Raw genomic sequence first — 15,055 nt, 5'->3', positions numbered from 1 at the left:
TGTCCGTCGTGTTCGATACTGGAGTGTTCAGGGGCCGCCGAGCCGAGCGCGGCCCCTCGCGTACGCACGGACACGGCAAGAAGGGCACGGCCTCGTGGCACGGTTTCGGACCTGGGTAGGCATAGCGCTGGCAGGGGCACTCTCCGTGTCCCTCGCCGGGTGCAGCAGCACCGGCGGCAAACGGGCGGAGGACGCCCGCAAGGCCGCCGCGGCCCAGGGGCGGGCGGCGGTGAACACCCCCCGCTGGACCTTCGCGATGATCACCCACTCGGGAGACGGCGACACCTTCTGGGACATCGTGCAGAGCGGCGCCAAGCAGGCCGCGGTCAAGGACAACATCAACTTCCTGTACTCGCACGACGACGAGGCCCAGCAGCAGGCCCAGCTCGTGGACGCGGCGGTCGACAAGAAGGTCGACGCCATCATCGTCACCCTCGCCAAGCCCGACGCCCTCAAGGCCGCCGTCGCCCGCGCCGAGAAGGCCGGCATCCCGGTGATCACCGTGAACTCCGGCTCCGAGGAGTCCAAGGCCTTCGGCGCCCTCACCCACATCGGCCAGGACGAGACCGTCGCCGGTGAGGCCGTCGGCGACGAGCTGAACAAGCGCGGGAAGAAGAAGGCCCTGTGCGTCCTGCACGAGCAGGGCAACGTCGGACACGAGCAGCGCTGCGACGGCGTGGCCAAGACCTTCCACGGCACCGTGCGCAAGCTGTACGTCAACGGCACCAACATGCCCGACGTGCAGTCCGCGATCGAGGCCAAGCTCCAGGCGGACGCCTCCGTCGACGCGGTCGTCACCCTCGGCGCCCCCTACGCCGACACCGCCGTGCAGGCGAAGAAGGGCGCGGGCAGCAAGGCGGAGATCGACACCTTCGACCTCAACGCCAAGGTCGCCGCCGAGCTGAAGGACGGCACCCTCGGCTTCGCCGTCGACCAGCAGCCCTACCTCCAGGGCTACCAGGCCGTGGACCTGCTGTGGCTGTACAAGTACAACGGCGACGTCCTCGGCGGCGGCCGGCCCGTGCTCACCGGCCCGCAGATCGTCACCAAGGACCAGGCCGCCGCGCTGGCCGAGTACACCGAGCGGGGCACCCGGTGAACGCGACCCTGGAACAGACGCCGGACGAGAGACTCCTGCGCGGCTCGCCGCTGCGCAAGCTGCTCGCCCGCCCGGAGCTCGGCTCGGTGGTGGGCGCGCTCGCCGTCTTCGTCTTCTTCGCCTTCGCCGCCGACGGCTTCCTGCGCGCCGCCAGCCTCAGCACGGTCCTCTACGCCTCCTCGACCATCGGCATCATGGCCGTCCCCGTGGCGCTGCTGATGATCGGCGGCGAGTTCGACCTGTCGGCCGGCGTCCTGGTGACGTCCTCGGCGCTCGTCTCGTCGATGTTCAGCTACCAGATGACGGCGAACACCTGGGTGGGCGTGGGCGTGTCCCTGCTGGTCACCCTGGCGATCGGCGCCTTCAACGGCTTCATGCTCACCCGCACGAAGCTGCCCAGCTTCATCATCACGCTCGGCACCTTCCTGATGCTGACCGGCATGAACCTCGGCTTCACCAAGCTGATCGACGACACGGTCTCCACCAAGAGCATCGCCGACATGGAGGGCTTCCCGAGCGCCCACGCCGTCTTCGCCTCCACCCTCACCGTGGGCGGCGTCGACTTCAAGATCACCATCCTGTGGTGGCTGGGCCTGGTCGCCCTCGTCTCCTGGATCCTGCTGCGCACCCGCGCCGGCAACTGGATCTTCGCGGTCGGCGGCAACCAGGACGCGGCCCGCGCGGTCGGCGTCCCGGTCGCCAGGACGAAGATCGGCCTCTACATGGGCGTGGCGCTCGGCGCCTGGATCTCCGGCCAGCACCTGCTGTTCTCCTTCGACGCCGTCCAGTCCGGCGAGGGCGTCGGCAACGAGCTGATCTACATCATCGCGGCCGTCATCGGCGGCTGCCTCATCACCGGCGGCTACGGCAGCGCCGTCGGCTCGGCGGTCGGCGCGCTGCTGTTCGGCATGACCAGCAAGGGCATCGTCTTCGCCGAGTGGAACCCGGACTGGTTCAAGTTCTTCCTCGGAGCGATGCTGCTCCTCGCGACCCTGCTCAACGCCTGGGTCCGCAAGCGCGCGGAGGCCAACAAGTGACTTCTCTCGTCGAGCTGACCGACGTCAGCAAGCACTACGGCACGGTCCGCGCCCTGGAGGGCGTCTCCCTCGAGGTCCACCCCGGCGAGATCACCTGCGTCCTCGGCGACAACGGGGCCGGCAAGTCCACCCTGATCAAGATCGTCGCGGGTCTGCACCGGCACGACGGCGGCACCCTGCGCATCGAGGGTGAGGAGACCACCCTCTCCTCCCCGCGCGAGGCCCTCGACCGGGGCATCGCCACGGTCTACCAGGATCTCGCCGTCGTTCCCCTGATGCCGGTCTGGCGCAACTTCTTCCTCGGCTCCGAGCCCCGCACGGGCGTGGGCCCCTTCAAGCGCCTGGACATCGACCTCATGCGCCGCACCACCCGCGAGGCCCTGCTGCGCATGGGCATCGACCTGCGCGACGTCGACCAGCCCATCGGCACACTCTCCGGCGGCGAGCGCCAGTGCGTGGCGATCGCCCGCGCCGTCCACTTCGGCGCGAAGGTCCTGATCCTGGACGAGCCGACGGCGGCGCTGGGCGTGAAGCAGTCCGGCGTGGTGCTGAAGTATGTGGCGGCGGCACGCGACGAGGGCCTGGGCGTCGTGCTGATCACCCACAACCCGCACCACGCCTACCTGGTGGGCGACAGGTTCGTCCTGCTGCGCCGGGGCACCATGGTGGGCAATCACACAAAGGACGAGATCACCCTGGACGACCTGACGCGACAGATGGCCGGCGGCTCCGACCTGGACGCCCTCCGCCATGAACTGCAGCGTTCCTGAGGAGCGCGGGGCCCGGCCGGTCCGCGCCCCCGGCCGTGGACCGCACCTGCCCCGTCGGTGAGGCAGAATCGAGCAACGATGAGCACCTACCGCGACCTCACCGCCCCCATCGGCTCCCGCCGGGCCCCCGTGCTCCGCACGGTCGGGACCAGGGAACGCCGCTCGCACCTGACCGCGCCCCGCGTGCCCACGGTCGGCATCGACATCGGCGGCACCAAGGTCATGGCGGGTGTGGTGGACGCCGACGGCAACATCCTGGAGAAGCTCCGCACGGAGACCCCGGACAAGTCCAAGAGCCCCAAGGTCGTCGAGGACACCATCGCCGAGCTGGTGCTGGACCTGTCCGACCGGCACGACGTGCACGCCGTCGGCATCGGCGCCGCCGGCTGGGTCGACGCCGACCGCAACCGCGTCCTGTTCGCGCCCCACCTGTCCTGGCGCAACGAACCGCTGCGGGACCGCCTCGCCAGCCGCCTGTCCGTGCCGGTCCTGGTGGACAACGACGCCAACACCGCCGCCTGGGCCGAGTGGCGCTTCGGCGCCGGACGCGGCGAGGACCACCTGGTCATGATCACCCTCGGCACCGGCATCGGCGGCGCCATCCTGGAGGACGGCCAGGTCAAGCGCGGCAAGTACGGCGTCGCCGGTGAGTTCGGCCATATGCAGGTGGTGCCCGGCGGCCACCGCTGCCCCTGCGGCAACCGCGGCTGCTGGGAGCAGTACAGCTCCGGCAACGCGCTGGTCCGGGAGGCCAAGGAGCTGGCCGCGGCCGACTCCCCGGTGGCCTACGGGATCATCGAGCACGTCAAGGGCGCCGTCGACGACATCACCGGCCCGATGATCACCGAGCTGGCCCGCGAGGGCGACGCCATGTGCGTGGAGCTGCTCCAGGACATCGGCCAGTGGCTCGGCGTCGGCATCGCCAACCTGGCCGCGGCCCTCGACCCGTCCTGCTTCGTGATCGGCGGCGGCGTCAGCGCCGCCGACGACCTGCTCATCGGCCCCGCCCGGGACGCCTTCAAACGCCACCTCACCGGCCGCGGCTACCGCCCCGAGGCCCGTATCACCCGCGCCCAGCTCGGCCCCGAGGCCGGCATGGTGGGCGCCGCCGACCTCGCCCGGCTGGTCGCCCGGCGCTTCCGGCGGGCCAAGCGGCGCCGGGTGGAGCGCTACGAACGCTACGAGCGGTACGCGCAGACCCGCCGCGACCAGGACACCGCATGACCACATCGCTGCCGCACCGGGCCGCGCCGCCGAAGGAGCCGCGCCGGGCCGCGGAGAACCCCCGGCACAGGGCGAAGCGCAGGGCGCTCACCCTGCTGATCATCGTGCTGCTCATCGGCGTCCCGGCGGGCTACCTGGTGATCTCCGCGAACCAGAGCCGCAACAGCGGCAAGGACAAGGAGGCCAAGTACTCGGCGACCGGGCTCACCCCGGGCTTCCCGTCCAAGGTGCAGCGCCGCCTCTACCAGGTGGCCGTGCCGCACCCCGCCGACCCCGTCGCCTACTACGAGACCAACAACTGGAAGACCAGCCGGCTGTACATAGAGTTCCGCACCAACAGCGCGGGCCTGGACAGCTTCCTGGGCGCCATGGGCGTGCGCCGGGACGAGCTGAAGAAGGACGCCAAGCCGATCAGCGCCCGCGACCGCAAGGTCTCCGGCTGGGACTTCAGCGGGCCCGGCCCCTGGTGGGGACTGGCCCACCCGCAGAAGAACCCGGCGCCCACCCAGGACGTCGTCGTCAACATGGCCGACCCGAACTTCCCGACGGTGTACGTCGTCTCCCGCACCGTCCCGTAGCCCCGGCCCGGCCCGCGGCGGCCCAGCCGTCCGGCCGCCCGGCCCGGTTGTCAGACCCCGCCCGTAGAGTCGAGGACGTCGACGGACGTCGGTCGGCACAGGACCCGGGCGGGAGGTGACGGAACACATGAGCGGTGGCACGGCCGCGGTCGCGGGACCCGCGGGAGGGCCCGGCCGGACCGGGAACCCGGTACCGGTGCGCCTCGCGTCCGTCTACCTGCCCGCGCCCCTCCCGCGCGAGGGCCGGATCGCCTTCTGGGACCCCGAGGGCGGCCCGCTGCCCGCCGGTGACGGCACCGCCGCCCACGACGGGGCCGGCACACCGGCCGTCGAGGAGCTGACCGTCGTACGGCGCCACGGACCGGGCGCCCGCCGCCGGCAGGTGCCCGCGCTGACCCTGCCGGTCGCCGAGGCCCTGCCCCTGCTGGTACGGGCCCGGCACGACCCGGCGGCCCACCCGGCCACCGCCTGCTGGGGCGCCGCCGCGCTGCACGCCCTGCGCCTGGTCGCCCGTGGCCGCCTGCTGCCCGGCCTCACCCCGGGCGGCCACGACGCCTGGCGGGCCGGCCCGCTGGAACCCGACGACATCGCCCACCTGCGCGCGGTGGCCGCCGCCCTGCCGCCCGAGGGCCACGCCGTGCCGCTGCCCGACCCCGGCCCGCTGCGGCTGCCCGAGCCGGAGGCGCTGATCCGCTCCTTCCTGGACGCCGTGGCCGACACCCTGCCGCGCACCCCCGCCGCCGCCCACACCGCGGGCCGGCCCTTCGCCGCCCGGGCGGCCCAGAGCCTGCCGGACGCCCACGACTGGGCGGCCGAGGTCGCCGCCGGCATGGACGCGGGCGTACGCATCTCGCTGCGCCTCGACCTCTCCGCCTACGACGTCTTCGACGCCGGGACCGCCGGGGGCGCCCGGGCCGCCGGAGCCGCGGTCGTCCAGGTGCACAGCCTCGCCGACCCCACCCTGATCACCGACGCGGCCGCCCTGTGGGCCGGCGAGGCGGACTCCGCCTTCGGCCCGCGCGCCCATGTGGACGCCGCCCTCGCCGTACGGCGCGCGGCCCGGGTGTGGCCGCCGCTGCACCGGCTCACCGAGCAGGACGTGCCCGACGTCCTCGCCCTGTCCGAGGACGAGCTGGGCGACCTGCTCGGCGTGGCCGCCGCCCGGCTGGGCGCCGCCGGGGTGGCCGTGCACTGGCCCCGGGACCTCGCCCGCGACCTCAGCGCGGCCGCCGTGGTGCGCCCGGCGCCCGGCTCGGCGACCGACGGCACCGGGTTCTTCGACAGCGCTGAGCTGCTGCGGTTCAGCTGGCAGCTCGCACTCGGCGGGGAACCGCTCGACGAGGCCGAGATGAACGCGCTCGCCGAGGCCCACCGGCCGGTCGTACGGCTGCGGGACCGCTGGGTGCTGGTCGACCCGGCCCTGGTGCGCAAGGCCCGCAAACGCGAACTGGGCCTGCTCGACCCGGTCGACGCGCTGTCCGTCGCGCTCACCGGCACCGCCGAGGTCGACGGCGAGAGCGTCGAGGCCGTGCCCGCCGGCGCGCTGGCCGCCCTGCGCGACCGGCTCACCGCGGGCCCCCTGCCTGCCGAACCGCCCGCCGGACTCGACGCCACCCTGCGCGACTACCAGCTCCGCGGCCTGGCCTGGCTCGACCTCATGACCTCCCTCGGGCTCGGCGGCTGCCTCGCCGACGACATGGGCCTCGGCAAGACGGTCACCCTCATCGCCCTGCACCTGAAACGGGCCCGCACCGAGCCCACCCTGGTGGTCTGCCCGGCATCCCTGCTGGGCAACTGGCAGCGCGAGATCACCCGGTTCGCGCCAGGCGTCCCGGTCCGCCGCTTCCACGGCCCCGACCGCAGCCTGGACGGCCTGGCCGGCGGCTTCGTCCTCACCACGTACGGCACCATGCGCTCCACCGCCGAGCTGCTCGCCGAGCAGTCCTGGGGGATGGTCGTCGCCGACGAGGCGCAGCACGTCAAGAACCCGTACTCCGCGACCGCGAAGGCGCTGCGCACCATCCCGGCGCCCGCGCGCGTGGCCCTCACCGGAACCCCGGTGGAGAACAACCTCTCCGAGCTGTGGGCCCTGCTCGACTGGACCACCCCCGGTCTGCTCGGCCCGCTGAAGTCCTTCCGCGCCCGGCACGCGCGCGCGGTGGAGAACGGCGAGGACCGGGAGGCCGTCGAGCGGCTGTCCCGGCTGGTCCGCCCCTTCCTGCTGCGCCGCAAGAAGTCCGACCCCGGCATCGTCCCCGAACTGCCGCCCAAGACCGAGACCGACCACCCGGTCCCGCTCACCCGTGAACAGGCCGCGCTGTACGAGGCGGTGGTGCGCGAGTCGATGCTCGCCATCGAGACCGCGGAGGGCATCGGGCGGCGCGGCCTGGTGCTGAAGCTGCTGGGTGCGTTGAAGCAGATCTGCGACCACCCCGCGCTGTACCTGAAGGAGGAGGCCCGCGCCGACCGGCTGTCCGCGCGCTCCGGCAAACTCGCCCTGCTGGACGAGCTGCTGGACACCGTGCTCGCCGAGGACGGCTCGGTCCTGGTCTTCACCCAGTACGTCGGCATGGCCCGGCTCATCACCGCCCACCTGTCCGCCCGCGCGGTCCCCGTGGACCTGCTGCACGGCGGCACGCCGGTGCCGGAGCGCGAGCGCATGGTCGACCGCTTCCAGAGCGGCCGGACCCCGGTGCTGGTGCTGTCCCTGAAGGCGGCCGGCACGGGTCTGAACCTCACCCGCGCGGGCCACGTCGTCCACTTCGACCGCTGGTGGAACCCGGCCGTCGAGGAGCAGGCCACCGACCGCGCCTACCGCATCGGCCAGACGCAGCCCGTCCAGGTGCACCGCCTGGTCACCGAGGGCACGGTCGAGGACCGCATCGCCGAGATGCTCGCCTCCAAGCGAGCCCTCGCCGACGCCGTCCTCGGCTCCGGCGAGTCCGCCCTGACGGAACTGACGGACCGCGAACTGTCCGACCTGGTCTCCCTGCGGAGGACGTCATGACGACCGGGGAACCTCGCCCCGGCGACGCCGCCCGCGAGGCCCTGCGCGCGGCACGCCGGCGCACCGAGTCCGCCCGGACCGGGTCGGCCACCGAACCGGACGGCCCGGCGCAGGCGCCCGGCACCGGGACCACCGGTGAGCCCCGCCCCGCCGACGGTGGGGTTCCGTCCGCCGAGGGACTGTCGTCCGCCGGTGGGGTCGGGCCGGTGGAGGAGGACTCGTCCGCCCAGGGGCGGCCGTCCGCCGGTGGGCCCGCGCCTGCGGCGGCTCCGGCCGGTGGAGGGCGTCCCGGCGATGTCGCGCGGGAGGCGCTGCGCGCGGCTCGGCGGGAGGCGTCACGCGCCCGGGAGGCGGAAGCCGGGGCCCGGCGTGCGGATCGCGCGTCGGCGCGCCGGGCCCCTGGGCCGTCCCGGGCGTCCGCCGGTCAAGGGCAGCCCGGCGAGGGCCCCAGGGCGGCGCGTGCCCGAGCCGTCCAGGACATGCGGCAGTTCCTGAACAGCGCCTTCCGCATGCCCTCGTGGACCGACGACACGGACGACTCGGACACACCTGAGATCCCGGACAGCCCGGAGACCCCGGACACCCGGGAAGCCTCGAAGACCCCGGACTCCCCGGAGGCCACGGACACCCGGGAAACCGCGAAGACTCTGGACGCTCCGGAGGCCACGGACACCCCAGAAGCCCCGAAGACCCCGGAGACCGTGGACAGCCCCGAAACCCCGGGCGCCTCCGAAGCTCCGGGCGCCTCCGAAGCTCCAGGCACCGCCGAGGCACCGGACACCTCGGTAGCTGCGGACACCTCCGAAGCTCCAGGCACCGCCGAGGCACCGGACACCTCGGTAGCTGCGGACACCTCCGAAGCTCCAGGCACCGCCGAAACCCCGGACACCCCGAACGCCGCGTACCAGCCGGAGCGCTCAAGCGGTGCCTCCGCTCGACTGGCCCCTCCCGCCGCCGCGCCTCCGCAGGTGCCCGCCACCATGGCCACGCCGCACCGGGACTCCGAACTGCGCCGCACCTTCCCGGCGTTCCCGGCCCGCGGGGTCCGGACCGGGGACGCCGCGTTCGCCGGCACCTGGTGGGGCAACGCCTGGACCGACGCGCTGGAGCGGGGCGCGCTGGACGTCAAGCGGCTCGCCCGCGGCCGGGGTTACGCGGACGGGGGCAACGTGGACGCGATCACGGTGACCCCGGGCCTGGTGCTGGCGTACGTGCGCGGGAGCCGCCCGCGCCCGTACCGGGTGCAGGTGCGCCTGCGCACGCTGGAGGACGGCGACTGGGAGCGGTTCCTGGACGCGGCCGCGGACCGGCCGGGACACATCGCGGCCCTGCTCGACAAGGAACTGCCCGAGTCCCTCGCCGACTGCGGTGTGCCCCTGCTGCCCGGCCCCGGCGACCTGGCGCCCCGCTGCAGCTGCCCCGACTCCGGGCACCCGTGCAAGCACGCGGCCGCCCTCTGCTACCAGACGGCACGCCTGCTCGACGCCGACCCCTTCGTGCTGCTCCTGCTGCGCGGCCGCGGCGAACGCGAGCTGCTGGACGCGCTGTCCCGCCGCAGCGCCGCCCGCGCGGCCCGCGCCGCCCAGGAAGGCGCCCCGCGCTCCCTGCCGGGTGTCCGCGCCGCCGACGCCCTCGCCCCGCGCCGGCTGCCGCCGCCGCCCCAGCCGCTGCCCGCGCCGCCGCACCCCGAGCAGCCCCCGGTGTATCCGGCGGCGCCCGGCGGCCCCGACCCGTTCGCGCTGGACCAGCTGGCCACCGACGCCGCCGCCCGCGCCCACGCGCTGCTCACCACCGGGCACGACCCGGTCGGCGGACTCACCTTCTGGCAGGACGCGGTGCGGCTCGCCGCCGCCCGCCCGGGCTCCGGCCTGACCGCCGCCACCCGCGCCCTGTACGCCACGCTCGCCGCGGCGGCCGGCCGCACCCCGGCCGACCTGGCCCGCGCGGTCGCCGCCTGGCGGCAGGGCGGCCCCGAGGGGCTGGCCGTGCTGGAGGACCCCTGGGACCCGCCGGCCGGCCGCTTCGACCGGGCCCGCCCGCTGCTGCTCGCCGCCGACCTCCCGGCGTTCCGTCCCTGGCGCAACCGCCTCACCCACCCGCGTGGGCACGTCCAGCTCCGGCTGGGCCGCGACGGCCTGTGGTACGCCTACGAGTCGGAGCCGGGCCAGGACGACTGGTGGCCCCGGGGCACCCCCGACCTGGACCCGGTGGGAGCGCTGACCGGTCTGGGCACCCCGGACGACGCGTAGGCCGCGCCCCGGCGGTCCGGGACGCGGCCCACGGTCAGCGCGCTCAGGCCGTCGTGAACGGCAGCACCAGCCGGGACGGATGGTCGGCGTCACGGTAGATCTTGTGCGTGACCGGCCGCCCCACTGGCAGGTGGAACGCGTCCGGCGGCAGCAGGGCGTTGTGCTCGTCGGCGAGCGGCTCGTCATTGGAGAGCTCGACGACCAGCCGGTGGCCCGGCAGGAAGGTCGCGGCGAACGGGTAGACGCGCAGCACGTACTCCTCGATCCGCCCCGGCTCGACCGGCACCGCGCGGGTGTGCGGGTGGTACGGGTCGCCCTCGGTGGTGCGTTCCTCGTCGAGCTCGCGGTGCGAGGCCTTGAGGTAGGCGGTGGTGATGAGCTGCCGCCTGCCCTGTGCAGTCAGGAGCGGGACGAAGGTGGTCAGGACGTGGCTGTACGGCAGGTCGTTGCCGGGGTGGCCCTTCGCCACCCCGGTCGCGCCGACCGACAGCAGGACCCGGTCGCCGAAGCCGGCCCGGACCAGCTCGGCGACCAGGGCCGCGCGCTCGGCGTCGGTGACGTGGGCCGCGTCGTGCGTGCCCACGTGGTCGAGCGCGGCATAGGCACCGAGGCGGGCGATCTCCAGGGGCGCGCCGGCCGTGACGGCGTCCGCGCGGTCGAGTCCGCCGACGACCACGCGGCCGGCGGGCAGCTTCTCGTCCAGCACGACGCCGAGTTCGGCGACGGCGTCCCGGCCGTGGCGGAAGGAGAGCGCGGCACCGGTGTTCAGGGCCGTGCGGGCCGCGCCGCGCAGCAGGCTCTCGTCGGTGGCGGTCATGCCCGTGCCGGTCACGGCGGTCGCCACCAGGCCTGCGGCGCCGCGCCGCTCCACCCGGGGCACCACCATGCCCTCAGTGACCTCCTTGGTGAAGAGGTCGGCGAACTTCCCGGCCGGCCACGGCGTGGGCGGATTCGTCTGCGGGGTGAGGAAGTAGCCGCCGAGCATCTCCTCGGGGCCCTGGCCGGTCGAGGCGACGATGTGCACGCCGGTCGTGCGCGACAGGGCTTCGTACAGCCGGACGTCCCGGCCGTGGAACATGCCGGTGCTGTCGACGATCGTGCCGCCGCCGTGCGCCCGGAAGTCGGTCAGCTTCGCGGCGAGGACCTCGAAGACCTCGGCGCGGTCGATGGTGATGTCGAAGGCGTGCTCGGCGCCCGGAGTGACCGACAGCAGCGCCTAGTGGACCGAGACGACTCCCAGCTCCTCGGCCGGCACCGCGCCCAGGACGGTGTTCACGGTGTTGCTCTTGACGCTCATGCCTGCCTCACGTGTCCGGGGTGGGGTGCTCAGCACCCGGTGGCTCTGGCACGGTATCCATTCGCTTTACACGTCGTCAATGAAACTGACCCTAAGCAAAACTACTGAACGAAGCGCATTGCGTGGAGCCGGTTTGTGTGCTCGGCGTACAGCCGTCGCGTTAGGATCCGGACATGGCGAACCTTCGTGCGGCGCAGAAGCGGATGACGCGCCGGCTGCTGCTGGAATCGGGACTCGAACTGTTCAGGACGAAGGGGTACGCCGCCACCACGGTCGACGACATCGCGACCGCGGCGGGCACCACGCGGGTCACCTTCTACGCGTACTTCGCCTCCCGCAGCGAACTGATGAAGGCGCTCATCGACGAGCAGCTCAACGAGGCGCTGCAGCGCGTGCGTTCACCCGAGCACGGCTCCACGGCGCGGGACCTGGTGGCGACCGTCACCGAGGGCACGCCGGAGGCGATCACGGCGTGGCTGCGGAGCACCGCCGAGAGCTGGCCCGAGATCCGGCCGATCATCCGCATCGGCCGCGACGCCGCCGTGGTCGACCCGGACCTCACCGACCTGGTCGAGCGCTGGCTGGAGGATGCCATCAGCGACATCGAGGACGGGCTGGCGGCCGCCGGCCGCCTGGAGCCGCACCAGCGGCACTTCCGGGGCGTCCTGGCGATGGCCCAGCTCGACTTCGTCGCCCAGCACTGGGACCGGGCCGACTGGAAGCTCACCCGGGAGCAGATGCTCGAGGAGCTGGCCGCGAGCTGGGTGCGGCTGCTGGGCTGAGCGCGCGCGGGCCTGGGCGGGGGCGCGCGGCCGGGGTCACAGACTCGTCGCGACGTCGAACAGCAGCGCCCGGAGCCATTCGACGAAGTACTGGTCGGTCAGCCGTGGGTTCCAGACCATGTCGATCCCCAGCGCGGGGAGCGGGAACGGGAACTCCTCGATCCGCAGGTCGGCCAGCGCCCGCATGGCCGTGGCGACGCGGTGGCGCAGCAGTGCCACCCCGCCCGCGCTCGCGACCAGATAGGGCACGAGCAGGAAGTCCGAGCTGAGCCGGCCGACACGGTAGGGGATGCCGTTGTCCTCCAGCACCGAGTAGGGGAAGACCCGCCGGTCGGTGTCGACGACGACGTGCGGCTGCGTGGTCAGCAGCTCGAGCGCGGTGGCCTCCGGCGGCGTGTCCGGCGCGGCCACCACCACGCAGCGGTCGTCGTACAGCCGCTCGCGCGGGTACGGCGAGGAACCGCGCCGTAGCTTGCGCCGACCGCCGACCCCGACGCTCCAAGCGCACGCCGGCGACGTCTGGGCCCTTGGCCAGGGCCCAGCAGGCGGGCGGCGCCGCGCGCGTGCGTGCCTCATCCGGGCGGCGTCATGAGTTGCTCGGTCCAGATGGTCTTGCCGCCGGGGTGGTAGCGGCTGCCCCAGCGGTGGGTCATCTGGGCGACCAGGAACAGCCCTCGGCCGCCCTCGTCGGACAGGCGGGCCCGGCGCAGGTACGGCTGGGACTGGCTGGGGTCGGTGACCTCGCAGATCAGGCGGTCGTGCCGGGTCAGCCGCAGCCCGACCGGGCCGCCCGCGTAGCGGACGGCGTTGGTGACCAGCTCGCTGACGATCATCTCGGTGGTGAAGGCCAGTTCGTCCAGGCCCCAGTGCGCCAGCTGCCCGGCGGCCAGGGAACGGGCGTGCGCCACCTGGGCGGGGTCGGCGGGCAGCTCCCAGAAGGCCGTGTCGGCGGGAGCCACCCGGCCGACGCGGGCCAGCAGCAGGGCGATGTCCTCCGGGCGCGGCTCCCGGCGCAGCCGCTCCCTGAGGTGCTCGGCGACCTCCAGCAGGGGCCGGGTGCCGCCCGCCGCGCCGCGGGCGGCGTCGCACAGGTCACGCAGCTCCCGCTCGGTGTCCTGGCCGCGTCCGGTGAGCGGGCCGCTGTGGAAGGCGAGCACGTCACCCGGCGACAGCAGCAGCTCCAGCGGTTCGAAGGGCTCGGTGCCCCCGCCCAGCGCCGGGCCCGGCTGCAGTTTGACCACGTCCCCGGCGTCCCCGGCCCCCCGCACCAGGACCGGCGCCGGATGGCCCGCGCTGGCGAGCCGGCACTGCCCCGAGACCGGGTCGTGGACGGCGTACAGGCAGGTCGCGCCGTGCAGCGCACTGGGCGCCGAGGCGTCCTCGCGGTGTTCGTCCTCGCCGATGCGGGTCACCAGGTCGTCCAGGTGGCCGAGCAGTTCCTCCGGCGGCGGATCGAGGTCGGCCAGGGTCTGCACCGCCGAGCGCAGCCGCCCCATCGTCCCGGCGGCCGTCACACCGTGTCCCGCCACCCTGCCCACCACGAAGGCGACCCGGGCGCCGGACAACCGGATCACGTCGTACCAGCTCCCGCCCGTGCCGGCGGCGGTGCTCGCGGGCGCGTATGCCCCCGCCGTCTCCGCCGTGCCCAGCCGGGTCACCGGCGGCGGCAGCAGGCTGAGCTGCAGCGACTCCACGGTCCGCCGCTCCCGGGTGTAGCGCCGGGCGTTGTCGAGGCCGAGCGCGAGCCGGGAGCCGATCTCCTCGACCAGCGAGCCGTCGGCGGGCCCGAACGGCTCGCGGTCCCCGCACCGCCACAGCGCGACCGCGCCCAGCACGGCCCCGCGTGCCTGCAGCGGGAAGACGAGCAGGGAGGTCGCGCTGTCCGGCAGCATGAGCCGGGTCTGCCGGGGATCGTTCCGCGCCGCCTCGCGCACCGGCGCCAGATCCGCGATCACTCCGGCCGCGCCGAGACGCGCGTGTTCGGCCTGGACCCGGTCGAGCGTGATCGGCTCGCCGAGACCGTAGGCGTCCTCGGGCCAGATCCCCGAGGCGGCGGCCACCGCGACCCGGCGCAGCGGTGTCCCGTGCTCGAAGTGCCCGGGCTCCCGTCCGGCGAGCATGTCCTCGGTGAGGTCCACGGCTCCGTAGTCGGCGAAGACGGGCACCAGCAGCTCCACGACCTCCCTGGCGTTCCCCGTCACGTCCAGGGAGCCGCCGATGCGCACCGCCGCCCCGTGCAGCAGGTCCAGCCGCTGCTGCGCGCGCGGATCGGCGGCGGCGAGACCGTCGTCGGACAGCGCCACGCGCATCCCCCAGGCGTCCTCGCGTGCCGACTCCTCCGCGGGCAGCAGCCGGACCAGGAAGCGCGCCCCGCCGTCCCCGGTGAGCGAGGACACCTGCGCGTCGACGTCCAGCCGGCCGCCGCCGGGGCGGCGCAGCGTCACCCGGGCGCAGGCGTCCCGGCCCGCCGCGGCGGCCCCGGCCAGGCGGTCCCACACCGCGGGCTCCGTCACGAGCGAGGGCAGGTCGAGCCCGCTCGGGGCCGTGTCCGCGCCGCCCAGCAGCTCCAGTGCCCGCGGTGTGCACGCCTGTACCGTGCCGGCGCCGTCCAGCACCAGCTCCCAGGTGGTCCCGCCGGCCGCCGGCCGGTCACTTCTTCGGATCGTGACCCCAGTTCATGAGCGAGTAGCGCCATCTGGTGTCGGTGATGTCGCCCTCGGGGCGCTGCTCGACGTGGCGCCTGACGTAGCCGACCACCTTGCGCATGTGGGCGATGTCGTCCTCGCCGAGATCCGCCTTCTTGGTGCGCAGCAGGGTGACGATGCGCCGCCCGGACTCGTGTCCGACGCTCTCGCCGCCGTCACTCTGCCCCACGCTCTTCGACTCGTCGGTCTCCAGCCACTTCTCCAGTTCGCCGGCCGTCATGTTGACGGCGTCGCCGAACGCGTGCCGGACGTCGTCGTCCTCGCTGCCGCTCTTCCGTGCGGACATCAACGATGGTCACCCCTCACG

13 protein-coding genes are annotated in these 15,055 nt (G+C 74.1%); 9 read left to right on the top strand and 4 right to left on the bottom strand.

Translation table 11 applies throughout. From position 1 onward, the window contains the following. Window positions 1-94: 94 nt before the first annotated feature. The 7 genes from TNCT1_RS10300 to TNCT1_RS10270 all read left to right on the top strand — a co-directional run bounded on the left by TNCT1_RS10300 (window position 95) and on the right by TNCT1_RS10270 (window position 9,964). Complete coding sequence (locus TNCT1_RS10300; RefSeq protein ID WP_143630557.1) at window positions 95-1,099, top strand: sugar ABC transporter substrate-binding protein; 1,005 nt, start codon at window positions 95-97, stop codon at window positions 1,097-1,099. Then, window positions 1,096-2,136: an ABC transporter permease gene (locus TNCT1_RS10295; RefSeq protein ID WP_143630556.1), complete on the top strand. Its 1,041-nt coding sequence runs from the start codon at window positions 1,096-1,098 to the stop codon at window positions 2,134-2,136. Before TNCT1_RS10300 ends, TNCT1_RS10295 begins: the two co-directional genes overlap by 4 nt. Continuing rightward, window positions 2,103-2,906, top strand: coding sequence for an ATP-binding cassette domain-containing protein (locus TNCT1_RS10290; protein WP_174266242.1), 804 nt, complete (start codon window positions 2,103-2,105; stop codon window positions 2,904-2,906). Before TNCT1_RS10295 ends, TNCT1_RS10290 begins: the two co-directional genes overlap by 34 nt. Before the next feature lie 78 nt (window positions 2,907-2,984). Next, the gene (locus TNCT1_RS10285) at window positions 2,985-4,130 is read left to right on the top strand and encodes an ROK family glucokinase (protein ID WP_143630554.1); all 1,146 of its coding nucleotides are present in this window, start codon (window positions 2,985-2,987) and stop codon (window positions 4,128-4,130) included. Then, window positions 4,127-4,708 carry a sugar kinase gene (locus tag TNCT1_RS10280; protein WP_143630553.1) on the top strand — a complete coding sequence of 194 codons (582 nt, stop codon included), beginning with the start codon at window positions 4,127-4,129 and terminating at the stop codon, window positions 4,706-4,708. Before TNCT1_RS10285 ends, TNCT1_RS10280 begins: the two co-directional genes overlap by 4 nt. Window positions 4,709-4,835: 127 nt before the next feature. Continuing rightward, on the top strand, window positions 4,836-7,715 hold the full coding sequence (locus tag TNCT1_RS10275; RefSeq protein ID WP_174266227.1) for a DEAD/DEAH box helicase: 2,880 nt from the start codon (window positions 4,836-4,838) through the stop codon (window positions 7,713-7,715). Continuing rightward, window positions 7,712-9,964, top strand: coding sequence for an SWIM zinc finger family protein (locus TNCT1_RS10270; RefSeq protein WP_143630552.1), 2,253 nt, complete (start codon window positions 7,712-7,714; stop codon window positions 9,962-9,964). Before TNCT1_RS10275 ends, TNCT1_RS10270 begins: the two co-directional genes overlap by 4 nt. A 43-nt stretch (window positions 9,965-10,007) precedes the next feature. Here TNCT1_RS10270 and TNCT1_RS35810 read toward each other — a convergent pair whose 3' ends face one another. Further along, window positions 10,008-11,060 (bottom strand): CocE/NonD family hydrolase C-terminal non-catalytic domain-containing protein, encoded by a 1,053-nt coding sequence (locus TNCT1_RS35810; protein ID WP_235902538.1) that lies wholly within the window; start codon window positions 11,058-11,060, stop codon window positions 10,008-10,010. Here TNCT1_RS35810 and TNCT1_RS35520 point away from each other — a divergent pair. Together TNCT1_RS35520 and TNCT1_RS10260 are read left to right on the top strand one after the other, a co-directional pair. Then, entirely contained in the window at window positions 11,047-11,184 is a 138-nt protein-coding gene (locus TNCT1_RS35520) for a hypothetical protein (RefSeq protein ID WP_160160387.1), read from the top strand. The genes TNCT1_RS35810 and TNCT1_RS35520 overlap by 14 nt on opposite strands. A 250-nt stretch (window positions 11,185-11,434) precedes the next feature. After that, window positions 11,435-12,043 (top strand): TetR/AcrR family transcriptional regulator, encoded by a 609-nt coding sequence (locus TNCT1_RS10260; protein WP_143630551.1) that lies wholly within the window; start codon window positions 11,435-11,437, stop codon window positions 12,041-12,043. Between the two features lie 36 nt (window positions 12,044-12,079). Here the strand turns inward: TNCT1_RS10260 and TNCT1_RS10255 are convergent, their stop codons facing one another. From TNCT1_RS10255 to TNCT1_RS10245, 3 genes are read right to left on the bottom strand one after another with little or no spacing between them, the layout of a single operon-like run. Then, entirely contained in the window at window positions 12,080-12,619 is a 540-nt protein-coding gene (locus tag TNCT1_RS10255) for a LysR substrate-binding domain-containing protein (protein ID WP_268894163.1), read from the bottom strand. Next, window positions 12,616-14,658, bottom strand: coding sequence for a SpoIIE family protein phosphatase (locus TNCT1_RS10250; protein WP_143630550.1), 2,043 nt, complete (start codon window positions 14,656-14,658; stop codon window positions 12,616-12,618). Before TNCT1_RS10250 ends, TNCT1_RS10255 begins: the two co-directional genes overlap by 4 nt. A gap of 34 nt (window positions 14,659-14,692) precedes the next feature. Further along, window positions 14,693-15,034: a DUF3140 domain-containing protein gene (locus tag TNCT1_RS10245; RefSeq protein WP_143630549.1), complete on the bottom strand. Its 342-nt coding sequence runs from the start codon at window positions 15,032-15,034 to the stop codon at window positions 14,693-14,695. Window positions 15,035-15,055: the final 21 nt, after the last annotated feature.

Origin of the sequence: Streptomyces sp. 1-11 (genome assembly GCF_007176755.1) — a bacterium.
GTDB lineage: Bacteria > Actinomycetota > Actinomycetes > Streptomycetales > Streptomycetaceae > Streptomyces.
This window is presented reverse-complemented; position numbering and strand designations above follow the sequence as displayed.